This window comes from Olleya sp. KKT75, from assembly GCF_055635485.1.
Window position 1 is genome coordinate 764,167 of sequence record NZ_CM145759.1, and the last position, 21,432, is coordinate 785,598.

At 34.7% G+C, this 21,432-nt stretch carries 20 protein-coding genes and 1 tRNA gene; 5 read left to right on the forward strand and 16 right to left on the reverse strand.

The window, feature by feature from the left end; translation table 11 throughout:
• Positions 1–202: 202 nt before the first annotated feature.
• The 15 genes from ACZ2G2_RS03415 to mraZ all read right to left on the reverse strand — a co-directional run bounded on the left by ACZ2G2_RS03415 (position 203) and on the right by mraZ (position 16,540).
• A tRNA-Arg gene (locus ACZ2G2_RS03415) sits at positions 203–276 on the reverse strand.
• Positions 277–283: 7 nt separating this feature from the next.
• Positions 284–733: a GatB/YqeY domain-containing protein gene (locus tag ACZ2G2_RS03420; protein ID WP_090837902.1), complete on the reverse strand. Its 450-nt coding sequence runs from the start codon at positions 731–733 to the stop codon at positions 284–286.
• 207 nt (positions 734–940) lie between these two features.
• Positions 941–2,905: a cell division protein FtsZ gene (ftsZ, locus tag ACZ2G2_RS03425; RefSeq protein ID WP_470393980.1), complete on the reverse strand. Its 1,965-nt coding sequence runs from the start codon at positions 2,903–2,905 to the stop codon at positions 941–943.
• Between the two features lie 68 nt (positions 2,906–2,973).
• The gene (ftsA, locus tag ACZ2G2_RS03430; RefSeq protein WP_090837907.1) at positions 2,974–4,326 is read right to left on the reverse strand and encodes a cell division protein FtsA; all 1,353 of its coding nucleotides are present in this window, start codon (positions 4,324–4,326) and stop codon (positions 2,974–2,976) included.
• Positions 4,327–4,329: 3 nt separating this feature from the next.
• Entirely contained in the window at positions 4,330–5,049 is a 720-nt protein-coding gene (locus ACZ2G2_RS03435; RefSeq protein ID WP_090837908.1) for a cell division protein FtsQ/DivIB, read from the reverse strand.
• Positions 5,039–6,391 (reverse strand): UDP-N-acetylmuramate--L-alanine ligase, encoded by a 1,353-nt coding sequence (gene murC / locus ACZ2G2_RS03440; RefSeq protein ID WP_281847316.1) that lies wholly within the window; start codon positions 6,389–6,391, stop codon positions 5,039–5,041. The genes ACZ2G2_RS03435 and murC overlap by 11 nt, the downstream gene beginning before the upstream one ends.
• Positions 6,391–7,497 (reverse strand): undecaprenyldiphospho-muramoylpentapeptide beta-N-acetylglucosaminyltransferase, encoded by a 1,107-nt coding sequence (murG, locus tag ACZ2G2_RS03445; protein ID WP_470393983.1) that lies wholly within the window; start codon positions 7,495–7,497, stop codon positions 6,391–6,393. Before murG ends, murC begins: the two co-directional genes overlap by 1 nt.
• 9 nt (positions 7,498–7,506) lie before the next feature.
• Complete coding sequence (locus tag ACZ2G2_RS03450; protein ID WP_470393984.1) at positions 7,507–8,715, reverse strand: FtsW/RodA/SpoVE family cell cycle protein; 1,209 nt, start codon at positions 8,713–8,715, stop codon at positions 7,507–7,509.
• A 54-nt stretch (positions 8,716–8,769) separates the two neighbouring features.
• Positions 8,770–10,101, reverse strand: coding sequence for a UDP-N-acetylmuramoyl-L-alanine--D-glutamate ligase (murD, locus tag ACZ2G2_RS03455; RefSeq protein ID WP_090837917.1), 1,332 nt, complete (start codon positions 10,099–10,101; stop codon positions 8,770–8,772).
• A 1-nt stretch (position 10,102) separates the two neighbouring features.
• Positions 10,103–11,335, reverse strand: a complete 1,233-nt coding sequence (mraY, locus tag ACZ2G2_RS03460; RefSeq protein ID WP_090837918.1) for a phospho-N-acetylmuramoyl-pentapeptide-transferase — start codon at positions 11,333–11,335, stop codon at positions 10,103–10,105.
• Positions 11,336–11,389: 54 nt separating this feature from the next.
• Positions 11,390–12,853 (reverse strand): UDP-N-acetylmuramoyl-L-alanyl-D-glutamate--2,6-diaminopimelate ligase, encoded by a 1,464-nt coding sequence (locus ACZ2G2_RS03465; RefSeq protein ID WP_470393986.1) that lies wholly within the window; start codon positions 12,851–12,853, stop codon positions 11,390–11,392.
• Positions 12,850–14,802, reverse strand: a complete 1,953-nt coding sequence (locus ACZ2G2_RS03470; RefSeq protein ID WP_470394896.1) for a penicillin-binding protein — start codon at positions 14,800–14,802, stop codon at positions 12,850–12,852. Before ACZ2G2_RS03470 ends, ACZ2G2_RS03465 begins: the two co-directional genes overlap by 4 nt.
• A 63-nt stretch (positions 14,803–14,865) precedes the next feature.
• A complete protein-coding gene (locus tag ACZ2G2_RS03475) occupies positions 14,866–15,183 on the reverse strand; it encodes an FtsL-like putative cell division protein (RefSeq protein WP_090837924.1) in 318 nt (105 codons plus the stop codon).
• A 3-nt stretch (positions 15,184–15,186) separates the two neighbouring features.
• Complete coding sequence (gene rsmH / locus ACZ2G2_RS03480) at positions 15,187–16,092, reverse strand: 16S rRNA (cytosine(1402)-N(4))-methyltransferase RsmH (RefSeq protein ID WP_282069129.1); 906 nt, start codon at positions 16,090–16,092, stop codon at positions 15,187–15,189.
• A complete protein-coding gene (gene mraZ, locus ACZ2G2_RS03485) occupies positions 16,070–16,540 on the reverse strand; it encodes a division/cell wall cluster transcriptional repressor MraZ (RefSeq protein ID WP_090837929.1) in 471 nt (156 codons plus the stop codon). Before mraZ ends, rsmH begins: the two co-directional genes overlap by 23 nt.
• A 282-nt stretch (positions 16,541–16,822) precedes the next feature.
• Here mraZ and ACZ2G2_RS03490 point away from each other — a divergent pair, with 282 nt between their 5' ends.
• The 5 genes from ACZ2G2_RS03490 (at position 16,823) to ACZ2G2_RS03510 (ending at position 20,320) form a co-directional block, all read left to right on the forward strand.
• Entirely contained in the window at positions 16,823–17,587 is a 765-nt protein-coding gene (locus ACZ2G2_RS03490; protein ID WP_090837931.1) for an alpha/beta fold hydrolase, read from the forward strand.
• A gap of 68 nt (positions 17,588–17,655) precedes the next feature.
• Entirely contained in the window at positions 17,656–18,261 is a 606-nt protein-coding gene (gene yihA / locus ACZ2G2_RS03495) for a ribosome biogenesis GTP-binding protein YihA/YsxC (protein ID WP_090837933.1), read from the forward strand.
• Positions 18,262–18,538: 277 nt separating this feature from the next.
• Complete coding sequence (locus ACZ2G2_RS03500; RefSeq protein ID WP_470393989.1) at positions 18,539–19,309, forward strand: SDR family NAD(P)-dependent oxidoreductase; 771 nt, start codon at positions 18,539–18,541, stop codon at positions 19,307–19,309.
• 56 nt (positions 19,310–19,365) lie between these two features.
• Positions 19,366–19,590: a hypothetical protein gene (locus ACZ2G2_RS03505; protein ID WP_090837937.1), complete on the forward strand. Its 225-nt coding sequence runs from the start codon at positions 19,366–19,368 to the stop codon at positions 19,588–19,590.
• Positions 19,591–19,600: 10 nt separating this feature from the next.
• On the forward strand, positions 19,601–20,320 hold the full coding sequence (locus ACZ2G2_RS03510) for a 3-ketoacyl-ACP reductase (protein WP_090837939.1): 720 nt from the start codon (positions 19,601–19,603) through the stop codon (positions 20,318–20,320).
• Here ACZ2G2_RS03510 and ACZ2G2_RS03515 read toward each other — a convergent pair.
• Positions 20,317–21,411, reverse strand: coding sequence for an ABC transporter permease (locus tag ACZ2G2_RS03515; RefSeq protein WP_090837941.1), 1,095 nt, complete (start codon positions 21,409–21,411; stop codon positions 20,317–20,319). The two genes, ACZ2G2_RS03510 and ACZ2G2_RS03515, sit on opposite strands and share 4 nt — an antisense overlap.
• Between the last annotated feature and the right edge of the window lie 21 nt (positions 21,412–21,432).

Genomic DNA, 21,432 nt, shown 5'->3' on the forward strand with positions numbered 1-21,432 from the left:
GAGAGGATTACTAACTGATCTGAAAAATGCCCTTTGAAAATAAAAAATACTTATTTACAAATTCAAGCGCGCTTGATTTGACAATCCGAAGGGATTACTCCGCTGCAATACGTGATCCTCAAAGCTCAGCTTTGAAAATAAAAAAGTTGCACTTACAAATTCAAGCGAGCTTGATTTGACATGCAACTTTTTTATTTATTCGTGACCCCGAAGGGATTCGAACCCCCAACCATCAGAGCCGAAATCTGACATTCTATCCAGTTGAACTACGAGGCCTAACTTATTAAGACAATTTAGCCTTTACAATAGTAGAAATTGTTTTTCCGTCTGCCTTACCAGCTAATTCACCACTAACCATTCCCATGACTTTACCCATGTCTTTCATACCTTCTGCTCCTGTCTTAGCTATTACAGCCTCAACCACTTTAGCAACATCCTCATCACTCATAGCTTCTGGTAAAAATTGAGAGATTACTTCTGCTTCAGCTAATTCTGGAGTCGCTAAATCCTCACGCCCTTGCTCTAAGAATATAGCAGCACTATCTTTACGTTGCTTTACTTGCTTTTGAAGTATTTTAAGTTCTTGCTCTTCTGTTAACTCTTCTTTTGCACCATTCTCTGTTTGTGCTAATAATATAGCTGACTTAACCGCTCTTAATGCTGTTAGCGCAACTGTATTTTTACTTTTCATTGCCACCTTTAAGGCTGTCATTATATCTGTAGATAAACTCATCTTTTTTATGTTTTATTTGAGCTACGAAGATAATAAATAGTATTTAGTTTACTGTTTATAAGTCTCACGGAGCAGTTACTTATTTATGGTTAAAAAAACCCGAGAAGTTTGAGGGAACTTTTCGGGTTAGAAATGGATTAATATAATTTATTAGTCCTGCTATTAAATAGGTTTAATACTAATAATCTTTATTAATTATGATTGGTATTAATCTACATTATCATGTAGGAAAGAATTATTACTTCTTAACTGAATATCATCATTATCATCTACACCTAAAGAGGTTCTAGAAATATTATTATCTGAAGAATGTTGACTATCATTAAGCTCTAAACCTTGACGTTTATAAGCTGGAATTTTCTCAATATCTTCAATTTTAGAACTATTAAACTTGTGGTTAAAGTTTTTCATTTTCTTTCTACGCTCATCTGCTCTACTTTTTAGTAATTCAGATATTGGCGTATTCATTGGATCTACTTCAGCATCTGCATCAACTTCAACCGCTTCAGTTTCTACTTGTTTTCTTTCAAAAACAACTTCTTTATCAACCTCAACTTTTGGTTCTGCTACTTTATTTATTGTAGACTCTGCCTCAATATAATCATCTAAAGCATATCTTACTTCTCCTTTTTCTGAGTTTTCAGTTACAGGAATAACTTCAACAAAATCGTTAACTTCCATGTTATTGATATCGTCTGACAAATTCATTATAACCGGAGCTTCTTCTTCAACAATAGTGTCTACTACTGGTTCTGATAAAGGCATGTCAAAGCTTAAAGTAATTTGTTGTTTTTTCTCTTCTTCAACTTTAACAACTTCAATATTATTAACATTAGAATCTATAATATTAAATTCTTCTGTCTCATCAATCACCACGTCTACTTCGCTATACTTAACGTCAATATTTTTAATAAACTCGCTAGTAGGAATTAAATCTAAATCTTGGTAACTGTTGTTTTTAGGCTTATTAACTTGTGTGATTTCGATATCAGATAAATCTTCTTCATCTAAATCTAATGTATGTTTAACAATAGCTTGAGGTGCTTCTTTTTTATCTTCTAACTCTATTGTAGGCATGATTATAGTAGGCTCTTTTTCTTTTCCTGTTAAATCTTGCTCCATGTTTTGGTCATCTTCCAAAGCATGAATTACCTTTTTAGTTTCTGTATTACTAATCTCGTTTTGTTGTTCTACATCAAAACCTGTAGCAATAATTGTTACAGCAATAGACTCTTCAAGGTTATCATCCTCTCCAACTCCCATAATAATGTTTGCACCGTGACCCGCTTCATTTTGAATATGATCATTGATTTCTCCTATTTCATCAATAGTAATTTCCTGAGCACCAGAAACGATTAGCAACAATACGTTTTTAGCTCCAGTAATTTTATTATCGTTTAATAAAGGTGAATCTAATGCTTTAGATATCGCTTCATGTGCACGATTTTGACCTGATGCAGAAGCAGATCCCATAATAGCAGTACCGCTATTACTTAGGACTGTTTTAGCATCACGTAAATCAATGTTTTGTGTGTAATGGTGTGTTATTACCTCTGCAATACCACGGGCAGCAGTAGATAATACTTCGTCAGCTTTAGAGAAACCGGCTTTAAAACCTAGGTTTCCGTATACTTCACGAAGTTTGTTATTATTAATAACTACTAAAGAATCTACTTCTCTACGTAATTTTTCAATCCCTTCTTGGGCTTGTTGGTTTCTCATTTTACCTTCAAACTGAAAAGGCATTGTTACAATACCAACTGTTAAAATGTCTAAATCCTTAGCCATTTTAGCAATAATTGGTGCTGCACCTGTACCTGTTCCACCACCCATACCTGCTGTGATAAAAATCATTTTGGTATTAGTATCCAACATGCGTTGTAGATCGTCAAAACTTTCTACAGCTGACTGCTCTCCTACATCTGGATTAGCTCCTGCCCCTAACCCTTCGGTTAAATTAAGACCTAATTGGATTTTGTTTGGTACACCACTGTTTTGTAAGGCTTGCGCATCTGTATTACAGATTACAAAATCCACCCCTTTTATTCCTTGAAGAAACATGTGGTTAATAGCGTTACTACCTCCTCCACCTACACCAATGACTTTAATCACATTGGATTGGTTTTTTGGAAGGTCGAATGATATGTTTTCGAATTCGTTGTTGCTGCTCATAAATTCTATTTTACTGGATCAATTATTATTATTCTCGCGATACACACATCGCTTACTTTTTATTAAAATTATTCTGCGTTATCCAAAAAGTCTTTGACTCTGTCTGTTAACGTATCTAAAAACGACTTACGTTGTTTTTTAGGTGGTTCTATTTTTTCTATTTCTGCTTCAGCTTCTGCTTGCGTAGCTTCCTCTTGTGCTATAACAGCCTCTTCTTGTGCTTGGATAGCTTCTTCAATTTTAGCTTCGGCTTTTTTACGATCTTGACGTTTTAACCCGTCCATTACTAATCCTACCGCTGTTGCGAATAATGGGCTAGTAATAGTATCGTCACTATCTCCTGCTAAATGTTCGTTTGGGTACCCTATTCTAGTATCCATACCTGTAATATATTCTACTAACTGCTTTAAGTGTTTTAATTGGCTTCCTCCACCTGTTAATACAATACCAGCTATTAGTTTCTTTTTTTGCTCTTCGTGACCGTAGTTTTTAATCTCTACGTACACTTGTTCTACAATCTCCACAACTCTAGCGTGAATTATTTTAGACAAGTTTTTTAAAGTAATTTCTTTGGGGTCACGCCCTCTTAAACCTGGGATAGAAACAATTTCATTATCCTTGTTTTCTCCCGGCCAAGCACTTCCAAACTTAATTTTAAGTAATTCGGCTTGCTTTTCTATTATAGAACACCCCTCTTTGATATCTTCTGTAATAACGTTTCCTCCAAAAGGAATAACTGCAGTATGACGGATTATACCATCTCTAAAAATGGCTAAATCTGTTGTACCTCCTCCTATATCAATTAAGGCAACTCCTGCTTCTTTTTCTTCTTGACTAAGTACTGCGTTTGCACTAGCTAAAGGCTCTAAAGTAATACCCTCCAAAGTTAATCCTGCACTTTGCACACAACGACCAATGTTTCTGATAGATGACACTTGACCAACTACAACATGAAAATTAGCTTCCAAACGCCCACCATACATACCAATTGGTTCTTTGATTTCGGCTTGACCGTCAATTTTATACTCTTGTGGTAATACATGGATAATTTCCTCTCCAGGTAACATCACTAATTTGTGCACTTGGTTAATTAACCTATCAATGTCATCATCATCAATAACCGTTTCGCTATTTGGTCTTGTTATATAGTCACTGTGTTGTAAACTTCTAATGTGTTGCCCGGCAATACCAACAGTTACACCTTCAATTTTTGTTGCTGCTGCAGCTTCTGCTTCTTGAATAGCTAGCTGAATGGATTGTATGGTTTGCGTTATGTTATTTACTACACCACGATGTACACCTAAACTTTTAGACTTACCTATGCCCAAAATTTCGACTTTACCATAATCGTTCTTACGACCAATCATAGCTACAATCTTAGTTGTACCTATGTCTAATCCTACTGCAATGTTCTGTTCCATAACTTATGCTTTTGTACACACAACTTGACTACCAAATTGTAAGTTTACTTTACTGTAATTATTTAAGGTTTTATCTTTTGTGGCTTTTAAATAGAAGGCTTTTAGATTGTTGATTTTTTTATCCAATTGCTCTAAACTGCCTATTTTGACTACAAAATTACACTGTCTTAACTTAAGATCTATAGTATTATCCTTATTTTGTTGAATTTGTACTACATGTTTTTTCAAAAACTCATCTTTTTGAATTTTTGTTGCTATTTCATGAATCCTTCCTAAGTCTTTTTTGTCCACAATACCGGTTACAATTGGGACACGTTCTGTGTAGTTTTTTGACAGAGGCATAAAGCCACCATTACTATCTACATAAAAAGAAGTCTCGTCTATAACTCTAGCAATAGGCATTTTTTGTTTAACCTTAGCTACCAGATTTCCGGTAACACTAACGTAAACATCTGCAAACTCGATAATTGGATTTGCGTTTAGGGTACTTTCTAACAAATTCAAATCTAAAATTTCTTTGGACTTGTTGGTAGCGTTTTGTTGATTTTGTATTAACAACTTACTAACATCTTCATGCGTAATAAACAGGTTTTTATTACCCACAAATTCCACTAGAGGTTTTGACACTTCTCGCTTAGCATTTCTTGCTGAAGAAAACGCATACAAAAACACTACTAAACCTAGTAGTACCATCATTTTTATATAGTCCCAATTAATCTTCATTAATTAATGCTTTTTTAATTTTTGCAACTTCAACTCCAATATCTCCGGCTCCAATTGTCAATACAATTTTTGCACTACTTTGCTTTATACTGCTAATTAGATCCGTTTTTGATACTAATTTTTTGTTTTCATTATCTATTAAACTCAACAACCATTCCGATGTCACGCCTTCAATAGGCAATTCTCTTGCTGGATAAATATCCAACAAAATAACCTCGTCAAACTGCGACAAACTTTTTCCAAATTCGACAGCAAAATCCTTAGTCCTAGAAAATAAATGTGGCTGAAAAACAGCTACAACCTTATCCTTTGGATACATCTCACGCACTGCTTGATGTACCGCATTAATTTCTTCTGGATGATGTGCATAATCGTCGATAAAAACTAAATCATCCGTTTTTATCTGATAAGTAAATCTGCGTTTAACCCCTAAATACGATGCTAGTGCCGCAACAAGCTGTGGTCCAGAAACACCATACTCTATAGACATAGCCAAAGCCACTAAGGCATTAGATAAATTATGTCTTCCCGGCAAATTAAATTTAAAATCTTTGAGCACTGTTTCTGGTGTTTTAACATCAAAAACATAAGCCCCATTTTCTATTCTTATATTTTGAGCAGTATAATCTGCATCATCTTCTATTCCGTAAGTAATCCCATTTAAAGGCAACCCATTTTTAACAAACAACTTACCGTTAGGTTTTAGCTTTCTGGTAAAATCTTCAAATGTTTTAATTAACTCTGAAGCATCACCATAAATATCTAAATGATCCGCATCCATAGACGTTATACACGCCATATCTGGACTTAATGTCAAGAAAGATCTATCAAACTCATCTGCCTCTACAACACTAACTTTGTCACCGTTTAATATTAGATTAGAATTATAATTTTCGCTAATCCCACCTAAAAAAGCAGTCAACTTAACATTACATTCATTTAATAAATGCCCTAAAATACTTGTCGTTGTTGTTTTACCATGCGTACCAGCAACAGCAAGACAAAATGTATGCTCTGTTATTAGCCCTAAAATTTCAGAACGCTTTAAAACCGTAAACCCATTATTTTTAAAATAGGTTAATTGCAAATGACTTTTAGGTACTGCAGGTGTATACACAACCAAGGTTGACTCTGAATCTAAATAACATCCCTCCACATTAGCCATAGCATCTTCAAAACACACCGTTATACCTAAATCCTGAAGACTATTAGTAATATCTGTTTGTGTTTTATCATACCCAGACACCTGCTTACCACTTGCTTTAAAATAGCGTGCAATAGCAGACATACCGATACCTCCAATACCAATAAAATAAATGTTATGTATCTTTTTTAAATCCATTATTTGTTTAGCAATTTTTCAACCTCGTCCGCGATGTCTTTGGTTGCGTTTACTAATGCTAATTTTTTTATGTTTTTACTTAACTCTTCTTGTTTTTCTTTTGAAGCCACTAACTGCCCAAACTTATTTTTAAAGTCTACTTTTAAATCGTCTTGTGCAATTAAAAGCGCTGCGTTTTCATTAACTATTGCCGATGCATTTTTAGTCTGATGGTCTTCCGCCACATATGGAGAAGGCACAAAAACTACAGGCTTCCCAACGATACACAACTCACTAACAGAACCAGCTCCCGCACGAGATATTATAAAATCTGCAGCAGCATAGGCATAATCCATTTTATTTATAAACTCATGTATTTGAACATGCTTTGTATTACCGTACAACTTATAACTCTGATAATACAACTTACCACATTGCCAAATCACTTGTATGTTTAGTGTTTGTAAAAAATCTAGTTCATTAACCATTAACTCGTTAATTGCTTTAGCTCCTAAACTACCACCTAACACTAAAAGCGTCTGCTTACTTTCAACTAAATCAAAATACTTTATTGCTTCTGCTCTTTTAGAAGAAATATCTAATAAATCCTGACGTACAGGATTACCTGTTTTTATAATTTTTTCAGCAGGAAAAAAGCGTTCTAAACCGTTATAGGCCACACATACTTTTTCGGTTTTTTTAGCCAGAAATTTATTTGTAATACCTGGAAATGAATTTTGCTCTTGAATTAAACTAGGTATTCCTTTATACGTTGCAACTTGCAACAATGGACCACTTGCAAAACCACCAGTCCCAATAACTACATCTGGCTTAAATTGTTTAATTATCTTTTTCGCATTCCATAAACTACTAATTAGTTTAAACGGAAACATCATGTTTTTAAGTGTTAGCTTACGCTGAATACCTGAAATCCAAAGCCCTTTTATAGCATAACCAGCCTGAGGCACTTTCTCCATCTCCATTCTATCCTTTGCACCAACAAACAAAAACTCAGCATCAGGATAACGCAACTTAAGCTCATTAGCAATTGCTATAGCAGGATAGATATGACCACCCGTACCACCACCTGATAAAATAATTTTATATGTTTTATTTTTACTATTCACTGTTCTATTTTAATCCTCCAACGCCTCAGACAACACCTCTAGCGGGTTATCTACATCGGTTTCTTTTTCTTTATTAATTAACTCTTCTCTTTTCGCGCTTACACTTAAAATAATTCCAATAGCCAAACAGGTCATCCAAATACTAGTACCTCCACTACTAATTAAAGGTAGTGTTTGCCCCGTTACAGGAAACAACTCTACAGCCACCGCCATATTTATCATTGCTTGAAAAATTATTGGCAAACCAACACCTAACACAAGTAACTTACCAAAAACCGTATCTGCTTTTTGAGACACTATTATTATTCTAAATAGCAACCACATATACAACACCATTAATGCAAAGCCACCAATTAAACCGTATTCTTCAACAATAATTGCATAAATAAAATCTGATGATGATTGTGGTAAAAAGTTTTTCTGAATACTTTTCCCTGAACCAACACCAACAATTCCTCCAGAAGCAATTGCAATTTTCGCCCTTTCTATTTGATAATCTTCTTTTGAATCCTCTCCGTTAAAAAAACTTTCTACACGACTTATCCAGGTATCAACACGGTTAGGCATAGCATCTGGAAATGCTTTAGCAACCAACACAAACATGGCTAAACCAACAATACCAGCTAGACCCATCGCTATTAAATAACGTAAAGGATACCCACCTAAAAACAACAACGCACAAGCCATCACAAAAATAATAGCGGTTGTCGAAAAATTGGAAGGCAAAATTAATGCTAACACTAAAAACACCGGAATCCAAAGCGGTAAAATCGACTCTTTAAACGTAATTGTTTTGTCTTTAATTTTTGATAAGTAACGTGCTATATAAACCATTAACACCACTGCTGCCAACGTAGATGTTTGAAATGACATATTAACAAAAGGTATACTTATCCAACGACTTGCATTAGCCCCATCAATAGTAGTCCCTTGCAATACCGTTAAAATTAACAATACAAAAACCACAGGCATCATAACCATTGACAACCCTCTAAAGTATCTGTATGGTATTTTATGTACACCGTACATAATAGAAAACCCTAAAAACAAATGCATAAAGTGTTTTACAAAATATGCAAACGTACTTCCGTCACCACTAATATTTACTAAATTACTAGCAGCACTATAAACAGGTAAAAACGAAAATATAGCCAACAGTGCTGATATAGCCCATATTAACTTATCTCCCTTTATATTATTTATTATTGAATTTTGCATTATCTCACAATCCCACCTAAACAGGCTTTTACTTGTTTTTTTTAAAATTATATATTATAAATTTCTTACCGCATCTTTAAACTGACGCCCTCTATCCTCATAATTCTCAAATAAATCAAAACTCGCGCATGCAGGAGACAACAATACACTATCACCAGCTTCCGCTATTTTGTAAGCTATTTTTACAGCTTCGCTCATAAACTGCGTTTCAACAATAACATCAACCATATCACCAAAGCTAGCCAACAGCTTTTGGTTATCTACACCTAAACAAATAATAGCCTTTACTTTTTCGTTTACAAACGAAAACAACTCTTTATAATCGTTACCCTTATCCACTCCTCCAACAATCCAAACCGTTGGAGATGACATACTTTCTAAAGCAAAATAAGTTGCATTTACATTAGTCGCCTTAGAGTCGTTTACATACTGTACTTTATTAATCTTAAGCACATTTTCTAAACGATGCTCAACACCCTGAAAGTTTTCTAAGCTTTCGCGAATAGTTTGCTTTCTAATTTTTAATAAATGTGAAACTGTAGATGCAGCCATTGCATTTTTTACGTTATGTTTTCCTTCTAAAGCGATATTTTTTGTTGGCATAATTATCTGATTATTATCTATTGTTATTATAATGTTGTCTTGATCCAAATACGCACCATTTTCAATTGTTTTTGTTAACGAAAACGGTAATAATGTAGCTTGAATGGTATTCTTTTTTATGTACTCTAAAATCACTTCGTCATCTGCATCGTAAATCAAATAATCTTCTTTTGTTTGATTTTTAGTAATACTAAATTTTGAAGCAATGTAATTTTCAAATTTGTAATCATATCGATCTAAATGATCCGGTACAATATTGGTTATTACAGCAATATTTGGTTTAAAGTTTACACAGCCATCTAATTGAAAACTGCTTATTTCTAAAACATAATTTTTAAAATCATGCTCTAAAACTTGCTTTGCAAAACTATCCCCAATATTACCTGCCAATCCAACATCTAATTCCTGTTTTAACACATGGTGCGTCAACATAGCTGTTGTTGTTTTACCGTTACTACCTGTAATTGCAACTATTGTAGCATCAGTAAACTGGCTTGCAAATTCTATTTCCGAAATCACAGCAACTCCTTTATCTAAAAGCGCTTTTACAATAGCTACTTTATCAGGAATTCCTGGACTTTTCATCACAACATCTGCATTTAATATTTTAGCTTCAGTATGCTGCTCCTCTTCCCACTCAACCTTATTATGTATAAGAACCTCTTTATATTTATCTTTAATCTTTCCTTTATCAGAAACAAAGACCTGAAACCCTTTGGCTTGTCCCAAAAGCGCAGTTCCGACACCGCTTTCTCCTGCTCCAAGAATCACTAATCGTTTCATCCTATCTTAATTTTAAGGTTACAACAGTTAGTATAGCAAGCAAAATACCTACAATCCAAAAACGTGTTACAATCTTACTTTCGTGATATCCTTTTTTCTGATAATGATGATGTAAAGGCGACATTAAAAAAATGCGTCGACCCTCACCATATTTCTTTCTTGTATATTTAAAGTAAGCTACCTGTAAGATTACTGATAGTGACTCTGCAAAGAAAATTCCGCAAAGCACCGGTATCAATAACTCTTTTCTTACTGCAATTGCTATTACAGCAATCACACCACCGATAGTTAAACTACCCGTATCACCCATAAACACTTGAGCTGGATAGGTATTATACCATAAAAACCCAATCAAAGCCCCAACAAAAGCAGCTATAAACACCACCATTTCTCCCAGATTCGGAATAAACATGACATTCAAGTAATCCGAGAACACGATGTTACCAGATATAAAAGCAAAAATAGCAAGCACAAAGACGATTATAGCGGAGCTACCTGCTGCTAAACCATCAATTCCATCCGTTAAATTAGCCCCGTTAGAGACTGCTGTGATAATAAAAATTACGATTGGAATAAATACTAACCACGCATATTTAGCGTACTCATCACCCATCCAAGTCACTAAATCTGTATAATCAAACTCGTTATCTTTTACAAAAGGAATCGTTGTTTTTAAAGACTGTTCCGCTACATTAAACTCTCTAGGTGAATTCTGTGTAATTAATTCAGTTTCAAAAACAGGATTAACCTTTTCTGTTTTAATAGTAATACCCGGATGAAAATACATCACAGACCCCACAAATAAACCAAGACCAACTTGACCTAAAACTTTAAACTTACCACTTAACCCTTCTTTATTCTTTTTAAATACTTTTATATAATCATCTGTAAAACCAACTGCTCCCATCCACAACATGGTAACAATTAATAATATCACATAAATATTATCCAACTTAGCAAACAACAACACAGGAATTAGAGTAGCTAGAATAATGATAATACCTCCCATTGTTGGAGTACCTGCTTTTTCTAGTTGACCATCTAAACCTAAATCTCTTACAGATTCTCCAACCTGCTTTCTCTGTAAAGCTACTATGATGCGTTTTCCGAAAATTGTAGAAAACAACAACGACAATAATATTGCCAACGCAGCCCTAAATGTGATAAACTGAAACACACTAGCACCAGGAAATTGATAGTTTTTTTCTAAAAAATCGAATAAGTAATACAGCATTCTCTTAATATTTTATTTTGTTTTTGAAGCTCTACTTCTAGAGACCATCAAAATTTATTTTTCTAATTGTTTTAAATACGCTTTTACTATTTTGAAATCATCAAAATCAGAACGCTCTCCTTTTACCTCTTGATACGTCTCATGCCCCTTTCCGGCTATTAAAATGATATCATTTGGTTTAGCCAGCTGGCACGCTGTTTTTATTGCTTGTTTTCTGTCTACAATAGACAGTGTTTTTTTAAAATTTTGAGACTCCACCCCAACTTCAATTGCTTCAATTATAGCCTCAGGCACTTCACTTCTTGGGTTATCACTTGTAAAAATAACTTTAGTACTTAAAGCCGAAGCGATATGCCCCATTTTTGGCCTTTTAGTGACATCTCTATCACCTCCACAACCAACAACAGTAATAACATCTTCATTTTTAGTTCTGATATCATTAATAGTTTCTAACACATTTTTTAAAGCATCCGGTGTATGTGCATAATCTACAATAGCAGTTATTTTCTGATCAGAAATCACAAACTGAAAACGCCCACTCACACTCTCTAACTCACTAATTAGCCTTAACGACTCTTGTTTTTCAAGACCCAACAATTCCGCAGTAGCGAAAATTGCCAAAATATTATAAGCATTAAATGTTCCGATTAATCTTACCCAAACTTCATTATCATTAAGCTTTAATAACAAACCACTAAACTGATTCTCTAAAATCTGAGCTTTATAATCCGCATAGGTTTTTAAAGCATAAGTATATTGTTTTGCTTTAGTGTTTTGAAGCATAATGCTTCCATTTTTATCATCGCCATTAATTAACGCGAATGCCGATTTAGGCAACTCGTCAAAAAAGCGTTTTTTTACATCTCTATACTCTGCAAACGTATCGTGATAATCTAAGTGATCATGAGATAAATTTGTGAAAATTCCACCTTCAAATTTCAAACCTAAAGTTCTGTTTTGATGTATCCCGTGCGAGCTAACTTCCATGAAGCAAAACTCAACACCCTGATCATTCATCTGCTTTAGATATTGATTTATTGTTAAAGAATCGGGTGTTGTATGTGTCGCCGTAAACACTTCATTATCCACCATAATCTTTACCGTAGACAACAACCCAACCTTATACCCCGCTTTTTTAAATAATTGATACAAAAGTGACGCAACAGTTGTTTTTCCATTGGTACCCGTTACACCAACTAACTTTAAATTCTCAGAAGGATTACCATAAAAATTAGCTGCCATAATCGCTAAAGCACGACTAGAATCATCCACCTTTATATAAGTAATTCCTATTTTAGTAGTAACAGGTACTTCTTGACAAACCACAACAATAGCACCTTGCTCAATTGCTTTATCTATATAGTGATGACCATCCGTAAGACTACCTTTTATAGCCACAAAAACATCATTAACCGCGATACTACGAGAGTTAAACTGGATATTGCGCACCAAAACATCAGTACTACCAACTACCGCATCTAGCGTTACCTTATATAATATGTCTTTTAATGAATTCACGACGCTTCTAAAACTATTATTTGATTACTTTTTAACTTGGTATTTTTACTTACCGATTGCTTATTAACTACACCAACCCCATTACACTGGACTTTGATTTTAACGTTCATGTTTTCCAACAAAGCCAATGCATCCATAACTGGTAATCCGGTTACATCTGGCATAATCGTTTTATAAGTATTTGCAACGTTATAATACCCTTCATACTCTTTTTCTACTGATGCATCAACAACATTTAATGATGCCACCTCATCAATTAGCGGTGTGTCTGTAAATATTTTTTGAGCTACTTTTTTAAATACAGGACCAGAGACATCTGCTCCATAAAATCCTTTTTTAATACTCGGCTTATGTATCACGACTATACAAGAATACTTAGGCTTATCCGAAGGAAAGTAACCCGCAAAAGACGAAATATATCTTGGCTTTTTAGCCCAGTCATCCATCCAATACTCTACCCTTGCAGTACCTGTTTTTCCGCTCATTGAAAAATAATCAGAGTACAATGAACGCCCAGTACCTCTAGTCACCACATTTTCAAGCATTGCCTTAGCAGCATTTAACGTAGCGTCCGAACAGATTTTTGGATTAATCACAGACCTTTCAAAAGACTCTATCTGCTTATCCAATTCCTTAACCTCTCTAATAAACCTAGGCTTAACCATTACTCCATTATTAGCAACCGCATTATAAAAAGTTAGCGTTTGCAAAGGCGTCAACCTAAGATTATAACCATAAGCAATAGACGGAAGCGCATTACGACTCCATTTTTCATCTCCCGGTCTCGGGATCATTGGTGCTCCTTCTCCTTTAATAGAAATACCTAATTTTTTATCTAAATTCCAACTGCTTAAAATATCTAAAAAGCGTTCTGGATTTTTAGCATAAGCATCATCAATAATTGTTGCTAAACCAATATTTGAAGATACCTCCAAAGCTCTAGCTGCAGATATTTTTCCGTTTCCGTGAGAATCCTTTATTCCTCTTCCATAAAACACCTTATACCCATTACCCGTGTCAATAACATCTGACGTGTCTATTTTTTTATCCTCTAAAGCTGCCATTATAGCCATTAGCTTAAAAGTAGAACCCGGCTCATGCGACTCATAAACCGCATAATTCCTTTTTTCGTAATAATATCCAGACTTTGTTTTTCCTAAATTAGAAATTGCCTTAATCTCTCCCGTAGCAACTTCCATAACCACCACAGTACCGTGTTCTGCTTCGTACAATTCTAACTGTTCTAACAAGGCATGATGCGCAATATCCTGAATATTAACATCTATAGTTGTATATACATCCAAACCGTCCTTAGGCTCTACTTGATCGTAGTCTAAAATTGGCTTCCATTGTCCTTTTCCTATTTTCTGCTTAAGACGCTTACCGTCTTTACCTCTTAAATAATCCACTCCAAAAGCACCATCTATACCTGCTCTTGTAATATTACCTTCATCATCCGTACGCTCATACCCAATAGTACGTTGCGCAACTTCACCCAAAGGATGTTCTCTTTTCACTTTCTGCTCCACAATTAACCCACCTTTAAAAGCGCCTAATTTTAATAAAGGAAACTCTCTAAACTTTAAATAGTCTGAATAACCAATATTTCGTGCTAACAAAAAGTATCTATTTTTATTTGCTCTAGCTTTCCCTAATTCCTTTTTATAATACGTTTTAGACTTACCAGAATATTTAGACAAAGCCTCGCTTAAAGCAATTATGTTTGCTTTAAAATTTTTATCTGATGGCGTTACTGCATCAAACAAAATATCATACTTAGGTATTGAAGTTGCTAATAAGCTACCATCTGAAGAATACACATTACCTCTGTTTGCAGGAATGACAACATCCTTTAAAGCACGCTTGTCTGCAAGCGCCCTATACTTATCACCTTGCACCACTTGGATGGTTAACAATTTCCCAACCACAAGCAGCCCAAAGACGAACATACATCCTGCGACAAAATACAATCTGTTTAATATGTTCTTTTCGGTTAATGCCACGATTTGAACTTAGCTTTCTGGTTTAACAATTATTTTTTTAGGCGGAATTACTGAAGGCGCCAACCCTTTTTCTTTCATTTTTTTCACAACAGAGGACTCCATTTTTAGTTGCATCAATCGGGTCCTTCCATCATATAATTCGGATCGCAATTCTTTAACTTGATTATTAAGTTTTGCTATCTCGTATACTTTCTTATCCAAACTGTGAGAACTAGCAATCATCACTAAGGCTAAAGCCGAAAGAAAAAATATTACTTTCCAGTTTTTAAAAGAATCTTCACTTACTAAAAAAGTCCCTCGCAATAAACTATAGATACTTTTTTTCATTGCTTAAATCTTTTCTGCAATACGCAACTTTGCACTACGTGCTCTGTTGTTAATTTTTATTTCTTCTTTAGACGGAATAATTAAACCGCCGACTTTTTTTAATGGCACTTCAAAACGACCAAACACATCACGCTCCGGCTCCCCTTCAAACAAGCCATTTCTAATAAATCGTTTCACCAATCTATCCTCTAAAGAGTGATAAGAAATTAAGCTAACACGCCCATTAGGCTTTAAAATCTCTGGCGTTTGTTGTAAAAACTCCTTCAAAGCCTCAATTTCTTGATTAACCTCTATTCTTATCGCTTGATATATTTGCGCTAATATTTTGTTTTCATGTTTTGGAGACAAAAAGCGTTGCAATACTTTTTTAAGTTGATCACTAGTTCTAATCTCCTCTTCTTTACGTTGCTCTACAATTAAACCCGCCATAGCTGAAGCAGAACGAAGCTCTCCGTATTGCGCCAACACCTGCTTAAGTTGCTCTTCATCATATTCATTAATAACATGATAAGCAGACAGTGTATCATTTTGATTCATACGCATATCCAACTCCGCCTCAAAGCGAGTAGAAAATCCACGTTCCGCAACATCAAATTGATGTGACGACACTCCAAAATCCGCCAAAATACCATCCACAGCTTTTACACCATGAAAGCGTAAAAAGCGTTTTATGTATCTAAAATTTTCATGTATTAATACAAATCTAGGATCGTCAATTGCGTTTTCAAGCGCATCTTTATCCTGATCAAAAGCATATAACTTACCGTTTTCTCCTAAACGTTTTAATATTTCTCTACTGTGTCCACCACCACCAAATGTAACATCCACATAGACGCCATCCTCCTTGATAGCCAAGCCACCAACGGTTTCATTTAATAATACTGGATTATGATATGCTGTCATCGTCATCGTCTTTACCCATTACTTCCTCAGCTAAATCTGCAAAATCAACAGTTGCATCATCAATAGCCTTCTCATATTTTGTTTTATCCCAAATCTCGATAATATTTACAGCCGAAGACATTACAATCTCTTTTGTTATCGACGCAAAAGCAACTAAATCCTTAGGAATCAGCAAACGCCCACTAGCATCTACTTCAACTATTTTTACACCTGCTGTGAAGCGACGTATAAAATCGTTGTTTTTCTTTTTAAATCTATTTAACTTATTTACCTTTTGCATCAAAACATTCCATTCCTGCATTGGATACAACTCCAAACACTCCTGAAAAACTGCTCTTTTTAAAACAAAACCGTCCTGCAACTCTGGAGCCAACTGTTTTTTCAACGCAACAGGCAGCATAAGCCTCCCTTTTGCGTCTACTTTACATTCGTATGTTCCTATTAATGAGTTCACAACCGTTTTTACCTATCAAAATTTGTAAAAATCAAATATATTGAAAAAAACACCACTTTTTACCACATTCTACCACATTGTTAATAAGTATTGTAACTTTAACACATAAATCAGGCTCAAAAACAGACAAATATCAAGAGAACAGACAACTAAAAGAATTAGAACCAAGTGGGAGTAATTATGAATTTTATTTCATAAAACCGCAATGAACTAAATGATTAAAATAGCTGTTTTTTAAATGAAATACTTATATTTGCTTTTGATGTAAACTAGTAATCATTAATGGCTCGTACACTTAAAAAAGAAGGAAAATTTAACTATATCGAAGTTGGTGAAGGACAACCAATAATTGTACTTCACGGACTTATGGGAGGACTAAGTAATTTTGCTGCTGTCACTGATTTTTTTAGTGCTAATGGCTACAAAGTAATTATACCCGAACTGCCTATATACAGTAAGTCTTTACTTAAAACTAACGTTAAATCTTTTGCAAAATATCTTTACGATTTTATTGAATTCAAAGGACTTAATGATGTTGTGCTTTTAGGCAATTCTTTAGGTGGGCATATTGGTTTATATCACACTAAAATGCATCCTGACAAAGTAAAAGCTTTAGTCATTACAGGAAGTTCTGGACTTTACGAAAGTGCAATGGGTGGTGGTTATACTAAAAGAAGTGACTACGAAGTTATCAAGAAAAAGGCTCAAGAAGTTTTTTATGATCCTGCTGTAGCGACCAAAGAAATTGTTGACGAAGTTTACGAAACGGTAAACGACAGAAACAAATTAATTAAAACTTTAGCAATTGCTAAAAGTGCTATCCGACATAATATGGCTAAGGATTTACCAAAAATGAATACACCAACATGTATCATTTGGGGTAAAAATGATGGTGTTACACCTCCTGATGTGGCTGACGAGTTTAATGCATTACTACCAAATTCTGATTTATTCTGGATAGACAAATGTGGTCATGCTGCTATGATGGAACATCCTGATACATTTAATCAGATTTTATTTGACTGGTTTAAAACTCGAAATATTTAAACCAAACTAGTTACTACATATCTTACACTAAAAGTTTTCGCTTTAGCGATACCAAAAACAGTTTTACAATGCACATCAAGTCTGCCGAATTTATAACAAGTAATTCTGACGCTGCCAAGTGTCCGAAAGATCGCTTACCAGAATATGCATTTATTGGTAGAAGTAACGTTGGTAAATCATCATTAATAAACATGCTTACCAGCAGAAAAAGTTTAGCAAAAACATCTGGTCGCCCAGGAAAAACACAGCTTATAAATCACTTTTTAATCAATCACGATTGGTTTTTAGTAGATTTACCTGGTTATGGTTATGCTAAGGTTTCTAAAAGCATCAAAAAGGTTTTTCAAAAATTTATCACTCAGTATTTAGAACAACGTGAACAACTGGTAACTGCATTTGTACTTGTAGACATCAGGCACAAACCTCAACCTGTTGACCAAGATTTTATGCAGTATTTAGGAGAAAAAGGCATTCCGTTTTCTATCATATTTACTAAAGCGGATAAGCTTAAACCTAAAGCTATTGACAACCATGTTGAAGATTATAAAAACATCTTGTTAGAAACTTGGGAAGAAATGCCAAACTACTTTATAACGTCTTCTAGTAAGGACATTGGTAAAGAAGAGGTATTACAATATATTGACAGCCTAAACCAAAGCTTTATTTTAGACTAAAGTCTAACATCTTTTACTTCTTATACAAATTCACGCTGCAGAGCAATTAACTGCTACTTTCTAAAAAATAGCAACTAAAACACGTACCTATTATACACGTATTAGTTACGCAATCATTTTACTTAGTTAAAACAATCATGTTTTAACTAGACTTTCACATTGAAAACCCGCTACTCTTCAGCTTTTTTATTACTTTAGTTGCTTAACCAAATTTTAAGCCTAACACACTCTTTTTAGGCTTGATGCAATTACAAATTATACTAAACGACGGAACAACATGACAAACAACACTAAATTAAGCGGAAAAAATGTACTTATAACAGCTGGAGCACAAGGTATTGGAGAAGCTATAACTAAGCACTTTATTGATAGCGGAGCCAATGTTGCAATACATTATTTTTCTAGTGCTGACACTGCTAATGACTTGACAGCTTACGCCACCAAAAAAGGACAAAAAGCAGTAGCCATAAGCGGTGATTTAACAAAAGAGGAGGATGCAAACGCATTAGTTGCAAAAACAGTAGAAGCACTTGGTGGTTTAGATATATTAATAAACAATGCAGGTTCTCTGGTTGCCCGTAAACTGCTTAACGAAATGGAAGCTGAGTTTTGGCATAAAGTTATGGACATAAACTTAACCTCTATGATGTTTGTTACTCGAGCAGCTGCACCGCATCTTGCAAAAAACGACAACAGTAGTATTGTCAACCTAGCTTCTTTGGCTGGACGTAAAGGCGGACACCCTGGATCATTGGCCTACTCAACAAGTAAAGGTGCTATTTTAACATTAACGCGTGCGCTTTCTGCAGAATTAGGACCTCAAGGTACACGTGTAAATGCCGTATCGCCTGGACTAATTTTAGGTACATCGTTTCATAACACACACACAACAAAAGAATCTGCTGCAGCTACAACAGCAGGTATACCTATACAACGTGCTGGTAATGCAGATGACGTTGCAAGAGCTGTATTATATCTAGCTTCAGAATATGATGGTTTTATCACCGGAGCAACATTAGATATTAATGGTGGTGTTTACAATATGTAAGGACACACCGTCAATCCAAATAAACAGTAGTATCTTTACAACTATAAATTAAAATCATGAAAATAAATCTATTATCCTGCGATGCGCAACGACCAGACAAAAGAGCAATTGCTAAATGTATTGTCGAAATCTCATCAAACATAAATGACTCTCTAGCCAATGAGCTTACAGACATTTTATTAGAAGGCGATCCCGTTGATATCGAAATGGAAGATAAAAATTCAGGATCCGCATTAAGAGCATTACGAAAACTAAGTATTGATTACGAAATAGTAGAATAAAGAAGAATAAATGGAACACTTAAAAAATAAAAAAGCAATAATTACTGGAGGCGGAAAAGGACTAGGTAAAGCTACCGCAATAGCATTTGCTAAAGAAGGTATTGACGTTGCTATTACAGGTAGAAACGAAGAGACTTTAAAAGCAACTGTTGCCGAACTAAAAGCATTGGGTGTAAATGCAACTTATGCTGCGTTTGACGTTGGTAATTATGACCAAGTAAAAACAGGTATTAAAACACTAATAGATACTTTAGGTACTGTTGATATATTAGTCAACAATGCAGGTATTGCAGCTTTTGGGACTTTAAATGACATGGAAGTTAGTCAGTGGACTAAAATTATCCAAACCAATGTTATGGGTATGTACTATGTAACCAAGGAAGTCCTACCTTATTTAATTGATAAAAACGAAGGTGACATTATCAATGTATCATCTACAGCAGGATTAAGTGGTAATGCCACTACATCTGCTTATTCAGCTTCAAAATTTGCTGTTATAGGCTTATCAGAATCTTTAATGAAGGAAGTTAGAAAAAACAACATTAGAGTATGCACACTAACACCAAGTACTATTGCATCTGATATGTCTGTAGATTTAGGTATTGCAAACAGAGACTCTGAAGACAGTATTTTACAACCTGAAGACTTTGCTGAGTTAGTCGTTGCTGGATTAAAGTTACCTAGAAGAGCTATGCTTAAAAGCGCAGCGTTATGGTCTACAAATCCTTAATGTTTAACATCTAAAGCATCGCGTAATGCATTTCCAATAAGCATAAACGCCATTACTAAAAACATGATACATAATCCTGGTAACACCGCTAAATAAGGTTTACCTAGGATTATGTAATTGTAATGATCTTTAATCATTGCTCCCCAACTAGCCATAGGCGGTTGTGCTCCAATCCCTAAAAAACTAAGCCCAGATTCTATCAAAATTGCTGCTGCAAAATTGGCTGCACAAATAACAATAACTGGCGCCATAATATTTGGCAGTATATGCTTTGTAATTATCCTATAGTCTTTAAACCCTAAAGCACGTGCTGCGGTTACATACTGCATTTCTTTGGCACTAATTAGTTGCCCTCTTACCACTCTAGCAACTTCCACCCACATCGTTAGACCTACTGCTATAAACACTTGCCAAAACCCTTTTCCTAAGGCTAAAGTTATTGCAATCACTAATAATAGTGTTGGAATGGACCAAGTTACATTAATAATCCACATTATAAAAGCATCTACTTTTCCACCGTAATAACCAGCGACACTCCCCATAAAAACTCCAATAACTAAAGATATAAATACAGCCACAAAACCTATAAAAAACGAGATCCTAGCACCAACTAATAACCTACTTAATAGGTCACGTCCATACTTGTCTGTTCCTAAATAAAATGTCACCGACTTTATATATTGTCTAGCTGAATTTTTCATTATAAAATCTGCTGCAATTGTTTTAGAAACACCCTCTAAACCATCAGAAGCATACTCCGTATAAGTCAACTGATTATCGTTTACACTGAAAGTAGCTATTGGTATTTCAGTATCAGTATTTTTTACTCCAAAAAATATTTTATCTAAAAATGACTGTTCATTTTTAATTTGAGAAGGAATAGTCAACATGTCTACTGTAAATCCTGGAGATTTAGAATGAATAGAAACATGCATTTGATTAGCGTTTTGCGAATTATCTGGCGCAAATAGATATGCAAACACAGAGATTAACCCAACAACACCTATGAAGCACAAACTAAAAACGCCCCAAAAGTTTTTTTTAAACTTTTGAAGCGCTATTTGTGATAATGAATTTGTTTTAGTCACCATAAATTTTAGTTTCCTATTGCA

Coding starts and splice junctions, on each gene's coding strand:
- ACZ2G2_RS03420 (WP_090837902.1), bottom strand. CDS start 733: ATGAGTTTATCTACAGATATAATGACAGCCTTAAAGGTGGCAATGAAA.
- ftsZ (WP_470393980.1), bottom strand. CDS start 2,905: ATGAGCAGCAACAACGAATTCGAAAACATATCATTCGACCTTCCAAAA.
- ftsA (WP_090837907.1), bottom strand. CDS start 4,326: ATGGAACAGAACATTGCAGTAGGATTAGACATAGGTACAACTAAGATT.
- ACZ2G2_RS03435 (WP_090837908.1), bottom strand. CDS start 5,049: ATGAAGATTAATTGGGACTATATAAAAATGATGGTACTACTAGGTTTA.
- murC (WP_281847316.1), bottom strand. CDS start 6,391: ATGGATTTAAAAAAGATACATAACATTTATTTTATTGGTATTGGAGGT.
- ACZ2G2_RS03450 (WP_470393984.1), bottom strand. CDS start 8,715: ATGCAAAATTCAATAATAAATAATATAAAGGGAGATAAGTTAATATGG.
- murD (WP_090837917.1), bottom strand. CDS start 10,101: ATGAAACGATTAGTGATTCTTGGAGCAGGAGAAAGCGGTGTCGGAACT.
- mraY (WP_090837918.1), bottom strand. CDS start 11,335: ATGCTGTATTACTTATTCGATTTTTTAGAAAAAAACTATCAATTTCCT.
- ACZ2G2_RS03470 (WP_470394896.1), bottom strand. CDS start 14,802: ATGTTCGTCTTTGGGCTGCTTGTGGTTGGGAAATTGTTAACCATCCAA.
- ACZ2G2_RS03475 (WP_090837924.1), bottom strand. CDS start 15,183: ATGAAAAAAAGTATCTATAGTTTATTGCGAGGGACTTTTTTAGTAAGT.
- rsmH (WP_282069129.1), bottom strand. CDS start 16,092: ATGACGATGACAGCATATCATAATCCAGTATTATTAAATGAAACCGTT.
- ACZ2G2_RS03490 (WP_090837931.1), top strand. CDS start 16,823: ATGGCTCGTACACTTAAAAAAGAAGGAAAATTTAACTATATCGAAGTT.
- yihA (WP_090837933.1), top strand. CDS start 17,656: ATGCACATCAAGTCTGCCGAATTTATAACAAGTAATTCTGACGCTGCC.
- ACZ2G2_RS03500 (WP_470393989.1), top strand. CDS start 18,539: ATGACAAACAACACTAAATTAAGCGGAAAAAATGTACTTATAACAGCT.
- ACZ2G2_RS03505 (WP_090837937.1), top strand. CDS start 19,366: ATGAAAATAAATCTATTATCCTGCGATGCGCAACGACCAGACAAAAGA.
- ACZ2G2_RS03510 (WP_090837939.1), top strand. CDS start 19,601: ATGGAACACTTAAAAAATAAAAAAGCAATAATTACTGGAGGCGGAAAA.
- ACZ2G2_RS03515 (WP_090837941.1), bottom strand. CDS start 21,411: ATGGTGACTAAAACAAATTCATTATCACAAATAGCGCTTCAAAAGTTT.